General features: G+C 40.3%; 20 protein-coding genes. 9 read left to right on the top strand and 11 right to left on the bottom strand.

Annotated elements, in window-relative coordinates; all coding sequences use genetic code 11:
* Positions 1–12: 12 nt before the first annotated feature.
* The 3 genes from grxC to gpsA are packed head-to-tail and all read left to right on the top strand — an operon-like array spanning position 13 to position 1,801.
* Positions 13–270 (top strand): glutaredoxin 3, encoded by a 258-nt coding sequence (grxC, locus tag J8L98_RS15905; protein ID WP_010362429.1) that lies wholly within the window; start codon positions 13–15, stop codon positions 268–270.
* Between the two features lie 34 nt (positions 271–304).
* Positions 305–790 carry a protein-export chaperone SecB gene (gene secB / locus J8L98_RS15900; RefSeq protein ID WP_119861134.1) on the top strand — a complete coding sequence of 162 codons (486 nt, stop codon included), beginning with the start codon at positions 305–307 and terminating at the stop codon, positions 788–790.
* Between the two features lie 3 nt (positions 791–793).
* Positions 794–1,801 carry an NAD(P)H-dependent glycerol-3-phosphate dehydrogenase gene (gene gpsA, locus J8L98_RS15895; RefSeq protein WP_210997241.1) on the top strand — a complete coding sequence of 336 codons (1,008 nt, stop codon included), beginning with the start codon at positions 794–796 and terminating at the stop codon, positions 1,799–1,801.
* A 47-nt stretch (positions 1,802–1,848) separates the two neighbouring features.
* Here gpsA and trmL read toward each other — a convergent pair whose 3' ends face one another.
* Positions 1,849–2,313, bottom strand: coding sequence for a tRNA (uridine(34)/cytosine(34)/5-carboxymethylaminomethyluridine(34)-2'-O)-methyltransferase TrmL (gene trmL, locus J8L98_RS15890; RefSeq protein WP_210997240.1), 465 nt, complete (start codon positions 2,311–2,313; stop codon positions 1,849–1,851).
* Positions 2,314–2,507: 194 nt separating this feature from the next.
* Here trmL and J8L98_RS15885 point away from each other — a divergent pair, with 194 nt between their 5' ends.
* Positions 2,508–3,353, top strand: a complete 846-nt coding sequence (locus J8L98_RS15885; RefSeq protein WP_192508963.1) for a cation diffusion facilitator family transporter — start codon at positions 2,508–2,510, stop codon at positions 3,351–3,353.
* Here J8L98_RS15885 and J8L98_RS15880 read toward each other — a convergent pair.
* The 3 genes from J8L98_RS15880 to J8L98_RS15870 all read right to left on the bottom strand — a co-directional run bounded on the left by J8L98_RS15880 (position 3,311) and on the right by J8L98_RS15870 (position 6,346).
* Positions 3,311–4,279, bottom strand: coding sequence for an alpha/beta hydrolase (locus tag J8L98_RS15880; RefSeq protein WP_210997239.1), 969 nt, complete (start codon positions 4,277–4,279; stop codon positions 3,311–3,313). The genes J8L98_RS15885 and J8L98_RS15880 overlap by 43 nt on opposite strands.
* Entirely contained in the window at positions 4,276–5,565 is a 1,290-nt protein-coding gene (locus J8L98_RS15875) for an ATP-binding protein (RefSeq protein ID WP_210997238.1), read from the bottom strand. The genes J8L98_RS15880 and J8L98_RS15875 overlap by 4 nt, the downstream gene beginning before the upstream one ends.
* A 94-nt stretch (positions 5,566–5,659) precedes the next feature.
* Positions 5,660–6,346 carry a response regulator gene (locus J8L98_RS15870; protein WP_210997237.1) on the bottom strand — a complete coding sequence of 229 codons (687 nt, stop codon included), beginning with the start codon at positions 6,344–6,346 and terminating at the stop codon, positions 5,660–5,662.
* Between the two features lie 152 nt (positions 6,347–6,498).
* On the opposite strand from J8L98_RS15870, the gene J8L98_RS15865 reads away from it, so the two are divergent.
* The 3 genes from J8L98_RS15865 (at position 6,499) to J8L98_RS15855 (ending at position 9,485) form a co-directional block, all read left to right on the top strand.
* The gene (locus J8L98_RS15865) at positions 6,499–6,939 is read left to right on the top strand and encodes a hypothetical protein (RefSeq protein ID WP_210997236.1); all 441 of its coding nucleotides are present in this window, start codon (positions 6,499–6,501) and stop codon (positions 6,937–6,939) included.
* A 609-nt stretch (positions 6,940–7,548) separates the two neighbouring features.
* A complete protein-coding gene (locus J8L98_RS15860; protein WP_210997235.1) occupies positions 7,549–7,866 on the top strand; it encodes a hypothetical protein in 318 nt (105 codons plus the stop codon).
* A complete protein-coding gene (locus tag J8L98_RS15855) occupies positions 7,863–9,485 on the top strand; it encodes a PepSY-associated TM helix domain-containing protein (RefSeq protein WP_210997234.1) in 1,623 nt (540 codons plus the stop codon). The genes J8L98_RS15860 and J8L98_RS15855 overlap by 4 nt, the downstream gene beginning before the upstream one ends.
* A 94-nt stretch (positions 9,486–9,579) precedes the next feature.
* On the opposite strand, the gene yacG is transcribed toward J8L98_RS15855, so the two are convergent.
* The 7 genes from yacG to nadC all read right to left on the bottom strand — a co-directional run bounded on the left by yacG (position 9,580) and on the right by nadC (position 16,345).
* On the bottom strand, positions 9,580–9,819 hold the full coding sequence (gene yacG / locus J8L98_RS15850) for a DNA gyrase inhibitor YacG (RefSeq protein ID WP_192508623.1): 240 nt from the start codon (positions 9,817–9,819) through the stop codon (positions 9,580–9,582).
* 49 nt (positions 9,820–9,868) lie between these two features.
* Entirely contained in the window at positions 9,869–11,551 is a 1,683-nt protein-coding gene (pilB, locus tag J8L98_RS15845; protein WP_210997233.1) for a type IV-A pilus assembly ATPase PilB, read from the bottom strand.
* A 110-nt stretch (positions 11,552–11,661) separates the two neighbouring features.
* The gene (gene coaE, locus J8L98_RS15840) at positions 11,662–12,267 is read right to left on the bottom strand and encodes a dephospho-CoA kinase (protein ID WP_210997232.1); all 606 of its coding nucleotides are present in this window, start codon (positions 12,265–12,267) and stop codon (positions 11,662–11,664) included.
* A 6-nt stretch (positions 12,268–12,273) separates the two neighbouring features.
* A complete protein-coding gene (locus J8L98_RS15835) occupies positions 12,274–13,161 on the bottom strand; it encodes an A24 family peptidase (protein WP_210997231.1) in 888 nt (295 codons plus the stop codon).
* Positions 13,162–13,220: 59 nt separating this feature from the next.
* The gene (locus J8L98_RS15830; protein ID WP_312037185.1) at positions 13,221–14,444 is read right to left on the bottom strand and encodes a type II secretion system F family protein; all 1,224 of its coding nucleotides are present in this window, start codon (positions 14,442–14,444) and stop codon (positions 13,221–13,223) included.
* Positions 14,445–14,519: 75 nt separating this feature from the next.
* A complete protein-coding gene (locus J8L98_RS15825; RefSeq protein WP_210997230.1) occupies positions 14,520–14,981 on the bottom strand; it encodes a prepilin-type N-terminal cleavage/methylation domain-containing protein in 462 nt (153 codons plus the stop codon).
* A 506-nt stretch (positions 14,982–15,487) separates the two neighbouring features.
* On the bottom strand, positions 15,488–16,345 hold the full coding sequence (gene nadC / locus J8L98_RS15820; RefSeq protein ID WP_210997229.1) for a carboxylating nicotinate-nucleotide diphosphorylase: 858 nt from the start codon (positions 16,343–16,345) through the stop codon (positions 15,488–15,490).
* A gap of 140 nt (positions 16,346–16,485) precedes the next feature.
* Between nadC and ampD the strand changes: the two genes are divergently transcribed.
* Both ampD and ampE read left to right on the top strand, forming a co-directional pair.
* Positions 16,486–17,025 carry a 1,6-anhydro-N-acetylmuramyl-L-alanine amidase AmpD gene (ampD, locus tag J8L98_RS15815; protein WP_210997228.1) on the top strand — a complete coding sequence of 180 codons (540 nt, stop codon included), beginning with the start codon at positions 16,486–16,488 and terminating at the stop codon, positions 17,023–17,025.
* A 13-nt stretch (positions 17,026–17,038) separates the two neighbouring features.
* Complete coding sequence (gene ampE, locus J8L98_RS15810) at positions 17,039–17,893, top strand: beta-lactamase regulator AmpE (protein WP_210997227.1); 855 nt, start codon at positions 17,039–17,041, stop codon at positions 17,891–17,893.
* Positions 17,894–17,911 lie beyond the last annotated feature (18 nt).

The raw sequence follows: 17,911 nt of genomic DNA, 5'->3' as shown, positions 1-17,911 counted from the left end.
AGAGAGAATTCAATGAGCCAGGTTGTTATATACAGTAAAGATTACTGCCCATTTTGTCATCGTGCCAAAGCATTGTTTGATGCAAAAGGTGTCACATATACAGAGTATGATATTGGTGTTCAACCTGAGCTACGTGATGAAATGATTGATAAAGCGAACGGGGCATATACTGTGCCGCAAATTTTTATCAATGATAAGCATATTGGTGGTTGTGACGACCTTATGGCCACAGAAGCCCAAGGTAAACTCGATACCTTGCTAACAGCATAATTATACAAACAAAAAATTTAATTTAGGAACACTCATGACTGAACAAAATCAAAACGCAGCGGCAGAGCAACAAGAAGGCGCACAATTTAACATTCAACGTATCTTTACTAAAGATGTCTCGTTTGAAACGCCTAACTCTCCAGCTATCTTCCAAAAAGAGTGGACACCTGAAGTTAAACTAGACATGGACACGCGTTCAAATAAGCTTGACGAGAATGTATATGAAGTTGTTCTCGCACTGACTGTGACTGCAACAATAGGTGAAGAAACGGCATTTTTATGTGAAATTCAACAAGCAGGGATCTTCTCTATCGCGGAATTGGAAGAGCTACAAATGGCGCATATGCTAGGTGCTTATTGCCCGAACATTCTGTTCCCATATGCGCGTGAAGCAGTAGCAGGCCTTGTTAACCGTGGTACTTTCCCACAGTTAAACCTAGCACCAGTTAACTTTGATGCGTTGTTTTCTCAGTACATGCAACAACGAGCTGCGCAAGCAGAGCAAACTGCTGACGCATAATTGATGACATCAGCACATACAGCTGTAACTGTTTTAGGGGCGGGGTCTTATGGCACCGCCCTTGCTATTTGTTTTGCCCGAAATGGTCATAAAGTGACGTTATGGGGTAGAAACAAGCAAGACGTTGAGACGCTAGCAGCTGAGCGCAAGAACCAACGTTACTTACCGGACATTACCTTCCCTGATTCTCTGACTTTAGAAGCAAACTTACAGAAAGCCGTACAAGCCAGTGAACTCGTTTTAGTGGTTGTACCAAGCCATGCATTCGGACAAACCTTAGAGCAAGTTCGAAATGATTTATTACCCAATGCCAGAGTTGCTTGGGCAACTAAAGGGCTAGAGCCAGAAACGGGTCGATTGCTACAAGATGTGGCGACACAAAAACTCGGGAATACTATTCCACTGGCAGTACTGTCAGGGCCCACGTTCGCTAAAGAAATGGCCGCAGGGTTAGTTACAGCAATTTCCGTTTCTGCTACGCATAATGAATTTGCAGCAGAGCTGGCAAAATTACTTCATTGTGGGCGCTCATTTAGAGTGTATAACAATGATGATTTTATTGGGATCCAATTGGGAGGTGCTGTTAAAAATGTGATTGCGATTGGTGCTGGTATGTCTGATGGGTTTGGTTTTGGTGCAAATGCACGAACGGCTTTGATAACTCGAGGCTTGGCTGAGTTATGTCGGTTAGGGTGTGCATTGGGTGCTCGTTCAGAGACTTTTATGGGGATGGCTGGGCTTGGGGATTTAATTCTCACATGTACAGATAACCAATCAAGAAATCGCCGTTTTGGACTTGCATTAGGCAAAGGTCTTGCTGTGCAAGAGGCCATGGATAGTATAGGGCAAGTTGTTGAAGGGTTTAGAAATACCAAAGAGGTTTACCTTTTAGCAAAACGCTCAGGCATCGAAATGCCGATCACTGAACAAATTTATCAAGTCCTTTATCAACAAAAAGATGTTAAAGAAGCTGCGATGGCATTGCTTAGCAGAGAACAAAAAGCGGAGTAACTTCTCCGCTTTTTGTACATGCCCACTTATTGTATCAGATGGTGCTACTACTTCGCGTTAACGAAGTCTAATTGTCGCCAAGACTCATAAACAAACACTGCGACGGCATTGGATAAATTCATGCTGCGGCTATCCGGGCGCATTGGAATACGCAAGCGCTGCTCTTCAGGTAGTGAATAAATAATATCATCAGGAAGTCCACGGGTTTCAGGCCCAAACAGCAAGCAATCACCAGCTTGATATTCTGGTTGGTGATGATATTTAGTGCCTTTTGTTGTACAGGCAAAGACACGTTTAGGTTGTTGCTTTTCTATGTACTCTGCAAAAGATGCGTGGCGTTGAACATCACTAAATTCATGATAATCTAACCCTGCGCGCTTGACGCGTTTATCATCCCACTCAAACCCTAAAGGTTCGATTAAATGCAGCGAATAACCGGTGTTGGCACATAAACGGATTATATTGCCCGTGTTAGGTGGGATTTCTGGCTGGTATAGTACAATATCTAACATAATAACCTCGAATAATGTAATAGCACTAGTATATCGAAAAGATGACAGCGCGATAACTATTTTAGAAGTGATGTCATGTGCCGTTAATTTGCATGTGCTAGGTTATGTACAGTAGTATCGCCAAGTTAGTAACGGTGGAGGGTGTTGTGAAGCACAGTTATGATGTTTTAGTCAGATTTTCTAGTATATTTACCATGATTATGGTGAGCCTAATGATTGCTACTAAGTGTTGGGCTTGGCTGTCATCTGGCAGCGCCGCGATGTTGGGCTCATTGACAGACTCTATGTTGGACATTAGCGCATCCATGATGAGTTTCTTAGTGTTGAGTTATGCGCTAAGACCGGCGGATGATGACCATCGCTTTGGGCATGGTAAAGCTGAAGCTTTGGCAGGGCTTGGACAAGCTGCATTTATTGCTGGCTCAGCTTGCTTATTGGTTTTTCATGGTATTGAGCGTATCTTTAACCCAGTTGAATTAGGCCATTCGCTACTCGGTGTTTGGGTGAGTCTATTTGCGATAGTGTGTACATTACTTGTGGTATTTGTACAGCATCAAGTATTGAAACGGACTCAATCAATTGCGGTTAAAGCGGATGCTTTGCATTATAAAGGCGATATATTACTGAATGTTGCAGTCCTGATAGCTATTCTTTTATCCTACTATGGTGTTATATATGCAGACCCGCTTTTTGCTATAGGGGTGGCTGGTTACTTACTCTATAATTGTTGGGATATCGCTAAAGAAAGTGCAGACCATTTGATGGATAAAGAATTGCCAGATGATGAAAAGAGTGAAATCGTCTTGTTGGCATCCAGTCATGAAGATGTATTTGGGATTCATGAATTGCGGACTCGACAAAGTGGCAAAGTGAAATTTATACAGCTGCATTTAGAATTAGATGATAATTTACCTCTGATAAGGGCTCACCATGTTGCAGATGAAGTGGTTCAAAGTATTGAAGCTGCATTTGAGGGAGACGTTGATGTACTTATTCATCAAGACCCGGTGTCTTTAGCTGTAAATGCCAACGCGTCATAAAATTCATACATATCCGTCAGGACTGCGTGTCTAATATCATCTGTTTCACATAGCAGCTCATGACGCGCCTCGACATATTGGCTCAGTGTTACATTGTCATGTCGAGTAGCCATACTGAACTGCGCTTGGTTGTTTACTATCATGTCATTGTTTGCACTGGCAATATGTATTGGTGTCGTGGTTGATAAAGCGTTAGCTTTTGCAACATATTTGAATACTTGCTCTAACCAGTTAAAGCTGACGCCACCTAAGCGTAGCTCTGGCTCATTATGATATAAAGTTCTGAACCGTTGATAACGGGTTGCGCATTGGGTTAATTTGTTTTCCCAAAACTCAGGCGGTGCATAGTCCTTTTGTCCAAATGCATAATGTTTGGAAAACCCGAATATACAGCCCACATGAGCGATAAACTTTGCGAGTGCATAGGGTACTTCGTGTGTCTGGATATCAAACATAGGAGCGCTGAAAAAAGCGCCTGAAATACTATTCTCATAGTGGCATAAGTACTCGTAACTAATAGCAGCGCCCATTGAATGGGCCAAAATGAAGGTTTCTCCTACGGCATTAGGTTCAACAATATTTTTTATAAAATAATGGAGGTCCTCAGAATAATCGCTGAAGCGACGCACATGCCCAATATGAGAGTTTGCCAGTGTGCGGGTTGATAAACCTTGACCAATATGATCATAGCTAAACACCGCAATATTATTTTTTGCCAGCTCCCACAGGAGCTCTTGGTACTTCCAAACTGACTCAATACGGCCATTTACCAAAACCAGACTATACTTTGCCGCTCTTGGTATATGGTAGGCGTAGAATAACGTTCCCTGTGGAGTTGAAAAGTAGCCTTGCTGGCAGTTTTGCCAGTGTTGCTCAATAGCAACTTGATGTTTAGCAAGTTCAGTACTGTGGCTATAAAAGTTCATAGTGGTAATCGTATCTCTGCAGCGAGCCCTGTAGGCGTGTTATGTTTAAGTATAAGTTTACCATTATGAGCGCAAACTGCCCGTTTAGTGATTGCAAGCCCTAAACCAATTCCCCCTGAACTTCGATTTCGAGAATCTGACACTCGATAAAATGGTTGGCATAAACGGATTAACGCCTCATCCGTGACTCCAAAGCCATCATCATGAACAAAAATGCTGAGAGAGTCAGCTGTTTGCGAAAAAGACACCGAGATATGATTTTGTGCGTATTTAATTGCATTTCGAATGACATTTTCAATCGCACTATTTAATAGAGACCCGTCACAAATAAGGGTAATAGAGGGGATTGGTTGACTGTTAAATATACGGTCTTTTTGTTCTGCTTCAAAGTGTGCATCATTGAGGAGGTTACTCATCAATGCATCTAAACTGACTTCCTCCAATTGTAATGTTTGTTGATTTTGTTCTAAGCGAGAGAGTGTTAGGACGTCAGAAAGCATTTGGTCTAAACACTTTGCTTCTTTCTCAATACGTATTAGGTAGCCATTTTGTGTGGTTCCTTGAGTGTCTTGTGCCATGGCATTTGCAAGGGTAAGGCGCGTTAATGGCGAGCGCAATTCATGAGACACATCGGCAAGCAATTGTTTATGGGCATGAACACTGCTTGATAAGCGTTCAGCCATAAAGTTGAAGTCGTGCATTAACGAAGCAATTTCATCATGGCGTTTGGCTGGAACGGTGACTCTAGCCGATAATTTTCCTTGCGCGAGCTTCTTCGCTGCTTTACCAAGTTCCGTCAAAGGAGCCACTAATCGACGACTAAATAAAATACTCAACACGATAGAAGGTAATAGTATAGCCAGCCCTTTTAACCAAAATGGCAGCATTTTTATGCGCGTAAGAAAAGCAGGTGCTTTCAAAGCTTTAATTTGAAATAACTGATATTCTTCACTGTTTAAAGTGACAGGAAGCGGCCCGTAAGCATAGTATTTGTCGGTGACAATGAAGAGGGGCTCTGTTGGAGATTCAAAAAAAAGCAAGGACAAATCCAGTTGTTGCTTGTTTGGTCGAGAGCTCACACTCTCTTCTATTTTCTTATGCGATAAATATAACCATTTATGTTCACTGAGGCGCGGGTGCTTAAGTGCTTTTGCGATGGGTTTGTGTTTAATATTAACGAACCGCTCTAAATTGTGCTGAATATGTATCAATGAGCCTAACATTTTACCCCGTAATTTTTTTGACTCTAATTGCTCTGGGTGTAATTGACTGAGTAATAGCAGCATTAAAAATATGCCTAATATCGTTAACCAAAATCCAAAAAAAGCTTGGTAAACTAAGGAGCCAGGCTTACTTAGAGTACAATTAAGAGGGCGATATTTATTCAGCCAAGAAAACATAGCCACTTCCTCGGATTGTTTGAATACATTGAATATCACTATACTTGGCTATTTTCTTTCTTAAATTACTTACATGCATATCAATAGAACGATCAAATGGGGCTAATCTTCTGCCCAGTACATGCTGACTTAAGGCATCTTTATTGACCACATCACCAATGTTAGACATTAACTTTTGTAAGATCGAAAACTCAGTACCAGTTAAGACCAGTAGATGATTATTTACCGCGGCTTTACGGGCTGCGATATTGAGTGTGACATGGGAGGAGGATAGTAATTGGTCATGTTGTTCAGTTTGTTTTACAAATTCGATTCGGCGGCTGATTGCATGGATGCGAGCTAGTAATTCCCGATGATTAAATGGCTTGGGAAGATAATCATCAGCACCTAACTCTAAACCGAAAATACGGTCAAAATCGTCGCCTTTTGCTGTGAGCATTATAATAGGCGTTAGGTGGCTAAGACGAATTTTCTTGAGTACTTCAAATCCATCTAAGTGTGGAAGCATCACATCGAGCAAGATAACATCATAGTTATTACTGGTCGCTTGTTTTAGTCCAGATAAACCATCAAATGCTTGTTCAACATCACAGCCTTGAGATGTTAAATACTCACTCAATAAATCACTGAGCGCTCGATCATCTTCGATTAATAATAATTTACTCATGCGGTTCACAATTAAGGGCGTTTTATTTAGTTTACCTCTATGAATATTAAATTGCAGATCTTTACACAGCCTTTACATTGCTTTGCGTTGCTTTTCATTAGGCAGCGTACACTCAAGGTGTTGTCTAATTTTACAGTGGAAAGGTAATAAATATGAATATTAAAAGTGGCTTAACATCAATTGTATTGTGTTCCGGAGTGTTGTTTGCATCGCTGACATATGCCGGTTCAGCTCATCACAGTGGAAAACATTTTTTACTTACAAAGCATGCAGCAATGAAGTTGGCTCTTACGGACGAGCAGCAAAATAGAATTAGTGAAATATTAACCGAAAAGCGCAGCCTAGTTAAGCAGGCAAAGGCAGCCCGAGCTGATAATAAAGGTGCATTTAAAGCAATAGTGGAAGCTGATAATTTCGATGAGCAACAAGCTAAAGAGACGATTGCAAAAATGCAGACTGTGAAAGCGCAAGTCTTATTAGCAAAATTGAAAAGCAAACAGCAAATTTGGCAACTGTTAGATGCTCAGCAACGAGAAAAGCTCTCAAATATTCAGCGCAAAAAAATGAAGCGACATCAACAAAAAGAAATGTAGTGCAACAATACACCTTCGAACAAGCGCTTTATCTAAAGCGCTTTTATGCAGTAATAGCGGGCTATTACTGCATAAAAGCAACGCCGAGAGTGAGAAAAATAGCTTTATTGGACAAATTCGCTTATCCAGAGCTGAGGTTATGTAGTAAATAAATACCTCAATATGTGTCACTGCAATAAACCCCATCATCGATGGCCCTTTTTAATTAAGCTGCGCGTGAATGTAACGGATAATAATTAAGTGAAAATGGTTATCATTGTTATTTTTATCGTTGTTGTATTTTGGTGTTTTGGGTATAATTCAAACTGTTTCCATTAAGAGTACTTACAATTATCAATAATGACTTGGAGTAAGGCGTGATTTTAAGCTTATTTGTTATCTTGGTCATAACGTCAGTTGTTTTGCTCTATTGCAGTAATAAGCATCAATATTTACTTATAAAACCATTACCAACTCATTATAAGGGGCTCAGCTTGTGCTGTAGTATGGCTGCCTTGTATGTGGTGAACTTACAATTGAGTGGTGTTGCAGCAGCGATGACTTGGCTGGTGGTGACGATGTTATGCCTGATAATACTACCCAGTACTATTTTTTTTGTGAAGGTAAAGAATGAACGATAGGCAAAAAGGAAAAATTCAGCCTCAGTGGTTATGGAAAACTCTGATTTCTTTGGTTTTAGGTTTAACGCTGAGTTTTGGTTTAGTTGGCTTATTCGCATGGTTTGGACCAGATAGCTTAAACAGTGAATTATCTGGTGAGCGTCTACTTTGGAAGACACAAATACATATGTGGATGGTCCCTCCAATATGGATGATTATTGTAACTGTTGGATACTTGTTTAAAACAGCCAAAGAAGCAGCAATGAGCTTACTTATTGGCAATGTATGTGTATTTGGTTGCTTGATATTCTTCAAGGATTTATTATGAAAATCCGTCCCGACATCATCAAAACATATCAAGTTTTACACACTTGGACAGGGATTTGTGCAGGATTGTTGTTGTTTATTGGTTTTTTTGCCGGTTCATTAACCATGTTTAGAGGTGCAATTGATCAATGGGCAACACCGCCAAGTTATCAGTTACCACAAGTGCACAGCAGTCAATATGATATTCTAATCCAAAAAGTATTGACGGATTACCCCAAGGCTGCGGATTCAATTAGTTTACATTTTTCAGAAGCCCATTCACCGATAACTTGGTATGAGTCAGGCAATGGTCGAGGGATATCTTTAGGTGATCAAGTTTACCATGCAACGCTTGATGAGCAGGGGGAATTGGTTGCAGAATTGCGCCATGTCAACGAATTGTCAATGCTTGTTGATTACTTGCACCGAACCGCTGGTATTATGGGTGAAATAGGGCATGATCAAGCCGGTGTATATGTTTTAGGTGTTGCCTCTTTTTTATATTTTATTGCACTAATCTCCGGAGTAATTTTTTTATTACCCACACTAACAAAGAGTTTTTTTGCGCTGCGTAATAACAAATCAAAAGCGCGGTTTTGGTTAGATACTCATAACTTAATTGGTGTTAGTAGTTTACCATTTCATATCATTATCTCCTTCACCGTATTTGTATTTGCCTTTCATGATTTGATTTATGGAGGAGTCGCTCAAATTTATGGTGATAAGCCTTTATTTAAGAGCAAAGTGAGATCTGAAGCCGTTTATAAAGTTGAGAACTTACCAAAGTTAGTCGAGTTACAGGACGTCATCAATAAATATGCACCGGAGTATGTAATTACGCAAATTGATTTTAGTGGTTTATCTGAATCAGGTCCTAATGCCGCAATTAAAATAAAAAGTACAGAGAAACTGATGCGAGGCCCAGTTACCGATTTTCTGTATATGCAACCTTATACATTTGAGATCTCAACGAGCAGCGTACGTGGAGGAGATCAAGGTGTATGGAGTGATCTCGTCTCTAGTTTCTTCGGTTTACACTTCGGAAGCTTTGGTGGTGACTTCGGCCGTTGGGTTTATTTCTTTATGGGGCTATTAGGGGCGGTATTATTCTACTCTGGAAACTTATTATGGCTAGAAAAGCGCAGAAATAAACAGGTACCAGAGCAAGCGAAATCAAGTAATTTACTGGCAAGCCTAACCGTTGGTATTAGTATTGGGTGTATCGCTGGTATCGCGAGTTCATTTGCCGCAACAAAGTGGATCGGGCTATTCAATGTCAATATAAACATTGTTTATCTGTATCTGTATTATTGCGTGTTTTTTGTAATTATTGCAATGAGCTTTATGTCTGGCGCTGCTCGTACTGCGATTGCTGGTATGCGTTTTATAGCCGTGCTCTGTTTTAGTATTCCACTCACTTCTATTTTAGCGACTATATTTCCGATTGATCCTATTTGGGCGGCATATAATGTCACAACCATCAGCGTTGAAGTCGCGGCCTGTGTTTTTGGTTTTGCTTTTGTCATCATGAGTCAAAAGGTAATGAAACGCGCGTATAGCAGTGAGGTCAATAGTGTTTGGCATATATCAAGAGGTAAGTCAGCGATAGCAAGGTTATCAAAAACGCCCATTAACGAATAGTAAGGGTAGGTATATCTACTTACCCTAAGCACGGAATGTAAAACAAAAAATGAGACTATTTTAAAGACATATTAAATGGAAGCTTATGGAGTGCTCATTTGAAAAAATCATCATTTTTTGCAAGCATAGCTTCCATGTCTTCAATCAAATCTTGAGCTGCCTGAGGATCTAGCTCAGCATCGCTTTGAATTGTTGTGGAGATCTTATTATTTTCGAAAGACCATTCGCCTAAATCAATAAGTTGGCAACGCTTGCAACAAAAGGGGCGGTATTGACTTTGCTCAGACCAAACAACATCTGTTGCACAGGTTGGGCAATTTACTACTGTGGGCATATAATTAACCTCGTCGTTAACTCAGCCCACAGTGTAATAAACAACGAGTCTAGAAGCTAGTCACTCGGTTTATTTCTAACAGTGATGTAACTCCTGAGGCTGCTTTTTTGAGACCTGATTTGCGTAAATTAGCAAATCCTAACTGCTCAGCCATTTGTGCAATTTTAATCGAGTTACCTCCCTCCATTATAACCTGTGCTATCTCGGGGGTAATTTTAACTACTTCATAGATACCTACACGTCCTTTATATCCATCAGTACAATGTTCACAGCCTTGCGGTGAGAATAGGGTGATATCTTGTATTTGCTCCGAGGTAAATCCTTGTTTAAGCAGTTCCTCTTCTGGCAGTGTCTCAGCTTGTTTGCACTTAGGGCATAAACGACGAGCAAGACGCTGTGCAATAATTAAGCTTATCGAGCTGGCTACATTATAGGCAGGTACGCCCATGTTGAGTAATCGTGTTAATGTCTCTGGGGCGGAATTGGTATGCAGAGTACTTAAAACCAAATGCCCAGTTTGGGCCGCTTTAATCGAGATCTCAGCAGTTTCTAAGTCTCGTATTTCACCAACCATAACGACATCGGGATCTTGTCGCAAGAATGCCTTTAATGCGTTGGCAAAAGTCATATCTGCACGAGGGTTAATTTGTACCTGGTTAATCCCCTCAAGATTGATCTCAACAGGATCCTCCGCGGTACTGATGTTACGTTGTGGTTTGTTGAGAATATTTAAACCTGTATACAGAGAAACTGTTTTACCAGAACCAGTCGGTCCTGTGACTAATATCATACCTTGAGGTTGCTCAAGCGCATCCATGAATAGGGATTTTTGTTCAGCTTCATATCCTAAAACATCAATGCCTAACATGGCACTTGATGAATCGAGTATACGCATTACAATTTTTTCACCCCATAATGTAGGTAGGGTGCTGACACGAAAGTCGATACTTTTACGTTCTGATATTTTTAGCTTAATACGGCCATCTTGGGGTTTTCGTTTTTCAGCGATATCTAAGCGAGCCATGACTTTGATTCGAGCTGATAAGCGCGTGGATAAGCTTGTTGGTGGACTTGCCATTTCATGCAATAAGCCATCAATGCGAAAACGCACTCGATATTTATGTTCATAAGGCTCAAAGTGTAAATCGGACGCCCCTTTCTTAATAGCATCCATGAGTATTTTATTGATATATACAATGATTGGGGCATCATCTTTATCACCCTCATCATTTTGCTGCTGTGCGCTTTGCGTGTCTTCAACATCTAAGTCTGCGAACTCTTTGTATTCTTCATCGCTGAGTGAGAGACCACCTGTGGAATCGAAAAGTAGGTCAATTTTTTGTTCGAGTTGTTTGTAGTCAACGACAACGGCTTCGCATTGTAGACCCGTGCTAAATTCGAAGTTCTCAAATGCCCCATAATCGGTAGGGTCTGATGTCGCTATATAGAGTTTTCTCCCCTTTTTAACTAAAGGAAGTAAGTGGTGTTGCTTAATGAGTTTTTCTTTAACTAATTCAGCTGGTAACTGTTCAACATCAAAATCGGTTAAATCAAATAAAGGAACTCGAAATAAGTCAAGGCATTGTTCCGCTAACTCTTTACCATTCATACCTGTGCACAAACAGATTAACTCCGCGGTTGATTGTGCTTCTGCTTGTTTTAGCTTGAGCTGCTCCGGTGTGACTTTACCCAACGTAATAAATTTACGTAGTAGTGGTGAGTGATGCTCCATAATGCCTCTAATGCTTACCTATACTGAACTCAGTTTAGCAAAAATATCAATAACTAAACTCTTTCTATGGTTAAATATCTTAAATTAGCGTGCCGCTTTGTCGCACTAATTTAGGTTAATTGCGCTTTGATTATCAATTCTTGATGTAGTGTATTTAGGTTATCGTACATTTTCTCTAATGAACCATTGTTATCTAAAATTGTGTCTGCTTTTTGCCGTTTCTCGTGCCGAGACATTTGTGAAGCAATAATACGTTTAACGTGGTCACTCTCAACATTATCTCTTTGAGAAGTTCTTGCTATTTGGGTTTCTTCGCTGACATCAACCAGCAATGTATGATTACACAATTGCTCGAGTTTGTTTTCGAACAGTAAAGGTGCAGCCAAGACAACATAGGTGGATTTGGCTTGCGCCAGCTGTGTGAGTGTGGCCTGGCGAATGATGGGGTGCAGTAAATCGTTTAGCCAACTTTTATGGTCATCATTGGTGAAGATAATGTGGCGTAACTTGGCTCTGTTTAAACTGCCGTCATCTTGTAAAATGTCTTTACCAAATTTATCAACAATTGTATTTAGCCCAAAGGTACCGGGTGCAACGACTTCGCGTGCAATGACATCGGCGTCGACGATACAAATGCCTTTTTCAGCCAGCGCATCACTGACAGCTGTTTTGCCCGCACCAATTCCTCCTGTGAGGCCTAAAACCCAATTTGCCATAGCGTATTAATACCCAATTAAATTGAAATACCAACTTTGTATTTGTTGCCCATATAAGAGCATAAGCCAACCGGCTATTGCTAGATAAGGACCGAATGGTATAGGCGTGCTTTTATCTTTCCCCTGTATTGCAAGCTGAGCACTTCCTATGATTGCACCAACAAGACTAGACAACAATACAATGGTTAAAATTGCTTGCCAACCAAGCAAGGCGCCGAAAATAGCGAGTAATTTGAAGTCGCCAAACCCCATACCTTCTTTACCTGTGAGTAACTTAAATAGCCAGTACACACTCCATAAACTGAGATAGCCTACTGCAGCGCCAATAATTGCCTGTGCAGGTAAAATCGTTAAATCAAAAATACTGGCTAATAATGCGAGCCATAATAATGGTAATGTAATTTGATCTGGTAATAGCATATGGTCGATATCAATAAATATCAGTGCCACTAACGCCCATGTAACGACTAAATACAGCATCATTGTTTGAGTTGGGCCAAAAGAATAGGCAACGAGCAAAGAAGCTAAAGTGGTGCCCATTTCAATTAATGGATATCTTACAGAAATACTGGCGTTACATCCGAAGCATCGGCCTTTTAATAATAGCCAACTAAGGACTGGAATATTGTGCCGCGCTTTGATCGCACTGTTACAGTTTGGACAGCTAGAGTGAGGGGTAGCAAGATTAAATGTAGCATTATCATTTTTCGGGTTGTCGCTCGCAAGTTCATCGGCAAGTAAAACACGGCACTCGCTCTGCCATGACTTATTCAACATAATGGGAATACGGTAGATGACAACGTTTAAAAAACTGCCAATACAAAGGCTAACGAGGCCTATAGTGAGAAGGAAAAACCATGGTTGAGTTTGTAGTACCTGTATTACTTCTTGCATTTTTATACTTATTAGAATGAGTTGTGAACGATAGAAAATGTGTGTTCTAGCGCTTCGAGTTAAATGACAGAGCCTAATTGGAAAATAGGTAGATACATTGCAATAATTAGCCCACCGACCAAAACACCCAAAACAGCCATTATTAGCGGTTCAAGTAAACTGGATAGTCCGTCTACGAGATCATCAACTTCTTGTTCATATATATTAGCGACTTTTGCAAGCATACTATCTAGTGCGCCAGACTCTTCACCGATGGAAACCATCTGTATGACCATGTCAGGGAACACTTTTGAGTTTCGCATGGCCCAGTTCATTTGGTTACCAGAACTAACTTCGGCTTTAATGTCTAAAATGGCATCTCGGTAAATAACGTTACCAGACGCACCAGCTGCTGAATCTAATGCATCAACTAAAGGGACACCTGCAGCAAAAGTGGTTGATAGCGTTCTTGCATAACGTGCTACTGCTGCTTTTTGTAAAATCATGCCAACAACCGGGAGCTTGAGCATTATTCGGTCGTTTAAGTTACGGGTGGCTTTAGAGCGAAGGAGCGCTTCTTTATAGCTATATCCGCCACCTGCAATAATAATTAACGCTACCCACCAGTATTTCTGTAAAAACTCAGAGATATGAATAACCATTTTTGTGAATGCGGGAAGTTCAGCACCAAAGCCATTAAAAATATCTTGAAATTGAGGGACAACAAAAATCAGGAGAATAGAGGTAACAATAATAGCAACCATCACCACGGCAATAGGGTAAAAAAGCGCTTTTTTAATCTTTGACTTGAGTGCTTCCGCTTTTTCTTTATAAAGAGCAACACGATCAAATATTTGGTCAAGAGCGCCTGATTGTTCACCTGAGGCGACTAAGTCACAATATAAATCATCAAAGTATCGTGGGTATGCCCGTAATGACTTTGAAAACGGGTGGCCCGCTTTTACTTCATCAGCAATGCTGCTAATAAGCTTACTTAAGGATTTGTTTTTAACACCAGATGAGATCATTTCTAAAGATTGGATTAAGGGCACACCCGCCAAAAGCATGGTCGCAATTTGGCGCGTTGTTACAGAAATATCTTTGGCAGTGATCTTCTGTTTACTGTTAAAACCAAATAGCGCTTTGGGTTTTCTTTTAACTCTGGATGGAGTAATACCTTGTTTGCGCAGCTGTGCTTTAACGAGTGCGATGCTGGCACCAGCCATTTCGCCTTCTAAGCGCTTTCCTCGAGAGCTTACACCTACCCAAAGGAATGTATCAAGCGTATTTTTATTATCAGTCACAAGCGTCCATCTATCGTATATAGAGGAAAGGGAGAATGTATCTCCCTTTCAGTTTATATCGAATTTAACCTAAATTTAGCCACCTGATGCAGCAACAGTACAGCTGCTTGGCAACCAAGATGTTTTCGCTGTTCCAGTGGCTGCGCCAGTACATGTCCACTCAGTGATTGTAAACCCAGCGGTAAAGTTAGCAGCAGTGGCAGCACTAGCACCATTTTGTGGCGTAAGGACAATTGTTAAACCTGCTAGATCATCATCGGCTGTGGCAGTAATGACCCCTAGAGCTGTAATTGCGACACCTGAAACATATTTGGTGGCTTTAAAGTCTGCAGAGCAGTCAGCTGGGCTCGCGCCTACTTGTGCTTTTTCAGATGCACATGTTTTAACCGTACTTGCGGCAAGCATAACTTCTGTTGCTTTTGCTCTATTGGTGTAATCACTGTATTGAGGTAATGCAACTGCGGCTAAAATACCAATGATTGCAATTACAATCATTAATTCAATAAGGGTAAAACCACCCTGGTGTTGTTTAGTCATGATGTGTCTCCTAAAGGATGTATATCTAACTTTAATTACAAAGTTAGGTGATTATTAAAATTATTGCAATAGCTGCTAGTCTCACGAAAGCTCATCGGCTTTGTGCTATTTTGACCTATATTCTTTTATTAACTCTGTTGCTTTTGTTAACAAAGTTTAGAATATTGAATCAATTTATCCAAATGAACCTATGATATTTATCAATGATTTATTTAGGTTTCCTAGTTTAACTCTGTTATCACCGCAACACATTGTATCTATATTATCGGTCATTACTGGCTAATACTTTAATAACAATTACTGATAGTAACAAGAAAAATTAATGATATTTTAGCCTGTAACTCAGCGGTAAGCTGAAACTAACCATACTTTATCATCAATTTAACCATTATTGATAAATTTTTTGTTACATTCTGGTTCTTTGTTCGTATTAAAGTTTTTTTTCATTTACCTGTCAATTGATTAGGTGGCTATTTTTGACTTGATCACCCTCTTATTGATCTCGATTAAGTATCGAAACGCATGGAAAGGTCGATACTTTGTAAGTTTTTTGTAAGTGCACCGCTAGAAATAAAGTCCACGCCAGCTTGCGCGTAAGTAGTAAGGGTCTCGATTGTCATATTACCAGAGACTTCTAATTTGGCTTTCCCTTGAGTGAGTGCTACAGCATTTTGAATATCAGGCACGCTGAAGTTATCAAGCATAATAATATCTGCACCTGCTTCCAGCGCTTGCTTTAACTCATCTAAGTTTTCAACCTCAACTTCTACCGCTTTGTCTGCATGACTCGCTTTGGCTTGAGCGACAGCTGCATTTATCCCACCACATGCAGCGATGTGGTTTTCTTTTATTAAAAAAGCGTCAAATAAACCTATTCTATGGTTTTTACCACCACCACAGGTGACCGCATATTTTTGCAATGCACGTAGGCCTGGGATTGTTTTTCGCGTATCAAGTAGTTGTGTATTACTGCCTGCAAGTGCTGCAACGTACTGTGCGGTTGTGGTTGCTGTCCCACTGAGTGACTGGACAAAGTTTAAAGCGGTACGCTCAGCAGTTAATATTGCGCGGGCCGACCCTTTAGCTGTAAATAATTTGGTGTTTGCAGTCACTTTCTCACCATCTTTGACTAATACATTCACAACAACACTCGGGTCAACCTGTTTGAATACTTCTAAAATTAAGTCTGCGCCACAAAATATGCAATCTTCACGCGTAATAACAAAAGCATTTGCTTGTTGTGTTTCAGGGATCAATTGTGCGGTAATATCACCATCACTGGCTGTTTGAAAATTTAAGTCTTCATTTAATGCTTGGGTCACCAATGAAGTAATGAGTTCAGATGTGATGAGTTGGCTTTGCATAGTACCGTCACTTATATGTTTATATTTAAGAGAATTCAGTAAATTTTACTGCGTAGCGGACTATTACACAATCAAGGTAGTGAATTTAAATAAAGCTTGTTATGGTAAAAATAGATTAAATGATTAAATAAGTGAATGACATGACCCAACGAGATTGGTCGAATTTGGCATCTCCTCGTCCTTGTACATTTTTTGATGACAGACCAGATAGTGAAGAGATATCATTGTTGGTGATTCATAATATTTCACTACCAGCGGGGCAATTTGGTACGCCTTATGTTGATAGTTTATTTACTGGACAGCTAAATTGTGATGCACATCCGAGTTTTTCTGATTTACGAGGATTAAAAGTGTCGGCGCATTGCTTTATTCGCAGAGATGGCTCCGTATTGCAATATGTCCCATTTGGTAAACGGGCTTGGCATGCTGGGGTCTCAGAGTTTGCTGGACGAGCAAGATGCAACGACTTTAGTATAGGTATAGAGCTTGAGGGAACAGATTGCATAGAGTATTCCTCTGAGCAATATGCTAGTTTAGCTGCATTGACCCGAGAAATTAGGCACAATTATCCTGCTATTTCACTGGATAGAATTGTGGGGCATTGTGATATAGCACCGGGAAGAAAAACAGACCCTGGCGCTATATTTAAGTGGCAAAAACTTTTAGATTTAATTACATAAAAAGAGACAGGTTATGATCTTAATCTCTATTATTCTTGCTTTGGCATTAGAGCGATTAGGTGCACGTAGTTTACATTGGCAAATAGATTATTATTTGACGCGTTATTTGAAGTCAGGCTACGACAATAAGACTATCAGTAAATTGTTAAACAAAGATATGGGGTTCATATCTTATTTACTGCTTCCCGTGCTTTTGATTGCTGCGGTATATCAAATTTCAGATTTCATAGTTTGGCAGTTCACTATAAATACTGTTTTGCTCCTTATATGTTTTGGGTGTGCCGTGCCGAGGAAAAAGTATAAAGGCTATCTGAATGCCTTAACGCGCGGAGACAAAGAAGCCGCTACACTTTATGCGTTGCAAATGGGCCAAATTAGGACTGAGTGTGAGCAAGACGGGGAGTGGTTCGGGCAAACGCTAGCATGGATAAACTTCCGTTATTATTGTGCTGTGATGTTTTGGTTTGTGTTACTAGGCATACCCGGCGCTGTGTTATACGCATCAATTCGTTCAGCGTTTGATATTGCGAGTGAGCAATCACAAACATCACCTTATGCACGCCATCAAGTACGATTAAATGCATTATTGTTTATATTAAACTGGCTACCTGCACGACTTACGAGTTTTGGTTACTTGATTATTGGTAACTTCTCTAAAGGAACACACCATTTTATTAAGTATGCACTGGACTTTTCAACATCAAACCGCAAGCTTGTAACGACAACAGCGTTAGCAGCAGAGCAAATAGAGCAGCAATATGTTGGATGTACTTATGAGGCAACATGCATGATGCGATTAGTGAAACGTAATGTATTGCTGTTTTTAGCACTTGTTGCAGCTTTAACTCTATTTGGGCTGTTAGCTTAGCGCGATATACGGGCCCTG

The sequence above is a fragment of the Pseudoalteromonas sp. MMG013 genome, from assembly GCF_018100885.1.
GTDB lineage: Bacteria > Pseudomonadota > Gammaproteobacteria > Enterobacterales > Alteromonadaceae > Pseudoalteromonas > Pseudoalteromonas aurantia.
The sequence above is the reverse complement of the archived record's forward strand: the minus strand, read 5'-3'. Positions and strand labels throughout refer to the sequence as shown.

Bases quoted from the DNA above. Each gene is read 5' to 3' on its own strand.
- grxC (WP_010362429.1), top strand. From the start codon at position 13: ATGAGCCAGGTTGTTATATACAGTAAAGATTACTGCCCATTTTGTCAT.
- secB (WP_119861134.1), top strand. From the start codon at position 305: ATGACTGAACAAAATCAAAACGCAGCGGCAGAGCAACAAGAAGGCGCA.
- gpsA (WP_210997241.1), top strand. From the start codon at position 794: ATGACATCAGCACATACAGCTGTAACTGTTTTAGGGGCGGGGTCTTAT.
- trmL (WP_210997240.1), bottom strand. From the start codon at position 2,313: ATGTTAGATATTGTACTATACCAGCCAGAAATCCCACCTAACACGGGC.
- J8L98_RS15885 (WP_192508963.1), top strand. From the start codon at position 2,508: ATGATTATGGTGAGCCTAATGATTGCTACTAAGTGTTGGGCTTGGCTG.
- J8L98_RS15880 (WP_210997239.1), bottom strand. From the start codon at position 4,279: ATGAACTTTTATAGCCACAGTACTGAACTTGCTAAACATCAAGTTGCT.
- J8L98_RS15875 (WP_210997238.1), bottom strand. From the start codon at position 5,565: ATGCTGCTATTACTCAGTCAATTACACCCAGAGCAATTAGAGTCAAAA.
- J8L98_RS15870 (WP_210997237.1), bottom strand. From the start codon at position 6,346: ATGAGTAAATTATTATTAATCGAAGATGATCGAGCGCTCAGTGATTTA.
- J8L98_RS15865 (WP_210997236.1), top strand. From the start codon at position 6,499: ATGAATATTAAAAGTGGCTTAACATCAATTGTATTGTGTTCCGGAGTG.
- J8L98_RS15860 (WP_210997235.1), top strand. From the start codon at position 7,549: ATGAACGATAGGCAAAAAGGAAAAATTCAGCCTCAGTGGTTATGGAAA.
- J8L98_RS15855 (WP_210997234.1), top strand. From the start codon at position 7,863: ATGAAAATCCGTCCCGACATCATCAAAACATATCAAGTTTTACACACT.
- yacG (WP_192508623.1), bottom strand. From the start codon at position 9,819: ATGCCCACAGTAGTAAATTGCCCAACCTGTGCAACAGATGTTGTTTGG.
- pilB (WP_210997233.1), bottom strand. From the start codon at position 11,551: ATGGAGCATCACTCACCACTACTACGTAAATTTATTACGTTGGGTAAA.
- coaE (WP_210997232.1), bottom strand. From the start codon at position 12,267: ATGGCAAATTGGGTTTTAGGCCTCACAGGAGGAATTGGTGCGGGCAAA.
- J8L98_RS15835 (WP_210997231.1), bottom strand. From the start codon at position 13,161: ATGCAAGAAGTAATACAGGTACTACAAACTCAACCATGGTTTTTCCTT.
- J8L98_RS15825 (WP_210997230.1), bottom strand. From the start codon at position 14,981: ATGACTAAACAACACCAGGGTGGTTTTACCCTTATTGAATTAATGATT.
- nadC (WP_210997229.1), bottom strand. From the start codon at position 16,345: ATGCAAAGCCAACTCATCACATCTGAACTCATTACTTCATTGGTGACC.
- ampD (WP_210997228.1), top strand. From the start codon at position 16,486: ATGACCCAACGAGATTGGTCGAATTTGGCATCTCCTCGTCCTTGTACA.
- ampE (WP_210997227.1), top strand. From the start codon at position 17,039: ATGATCTTAATCTCTATTATTCTTGCTTTGGCATTAGAGCGATTAGGT.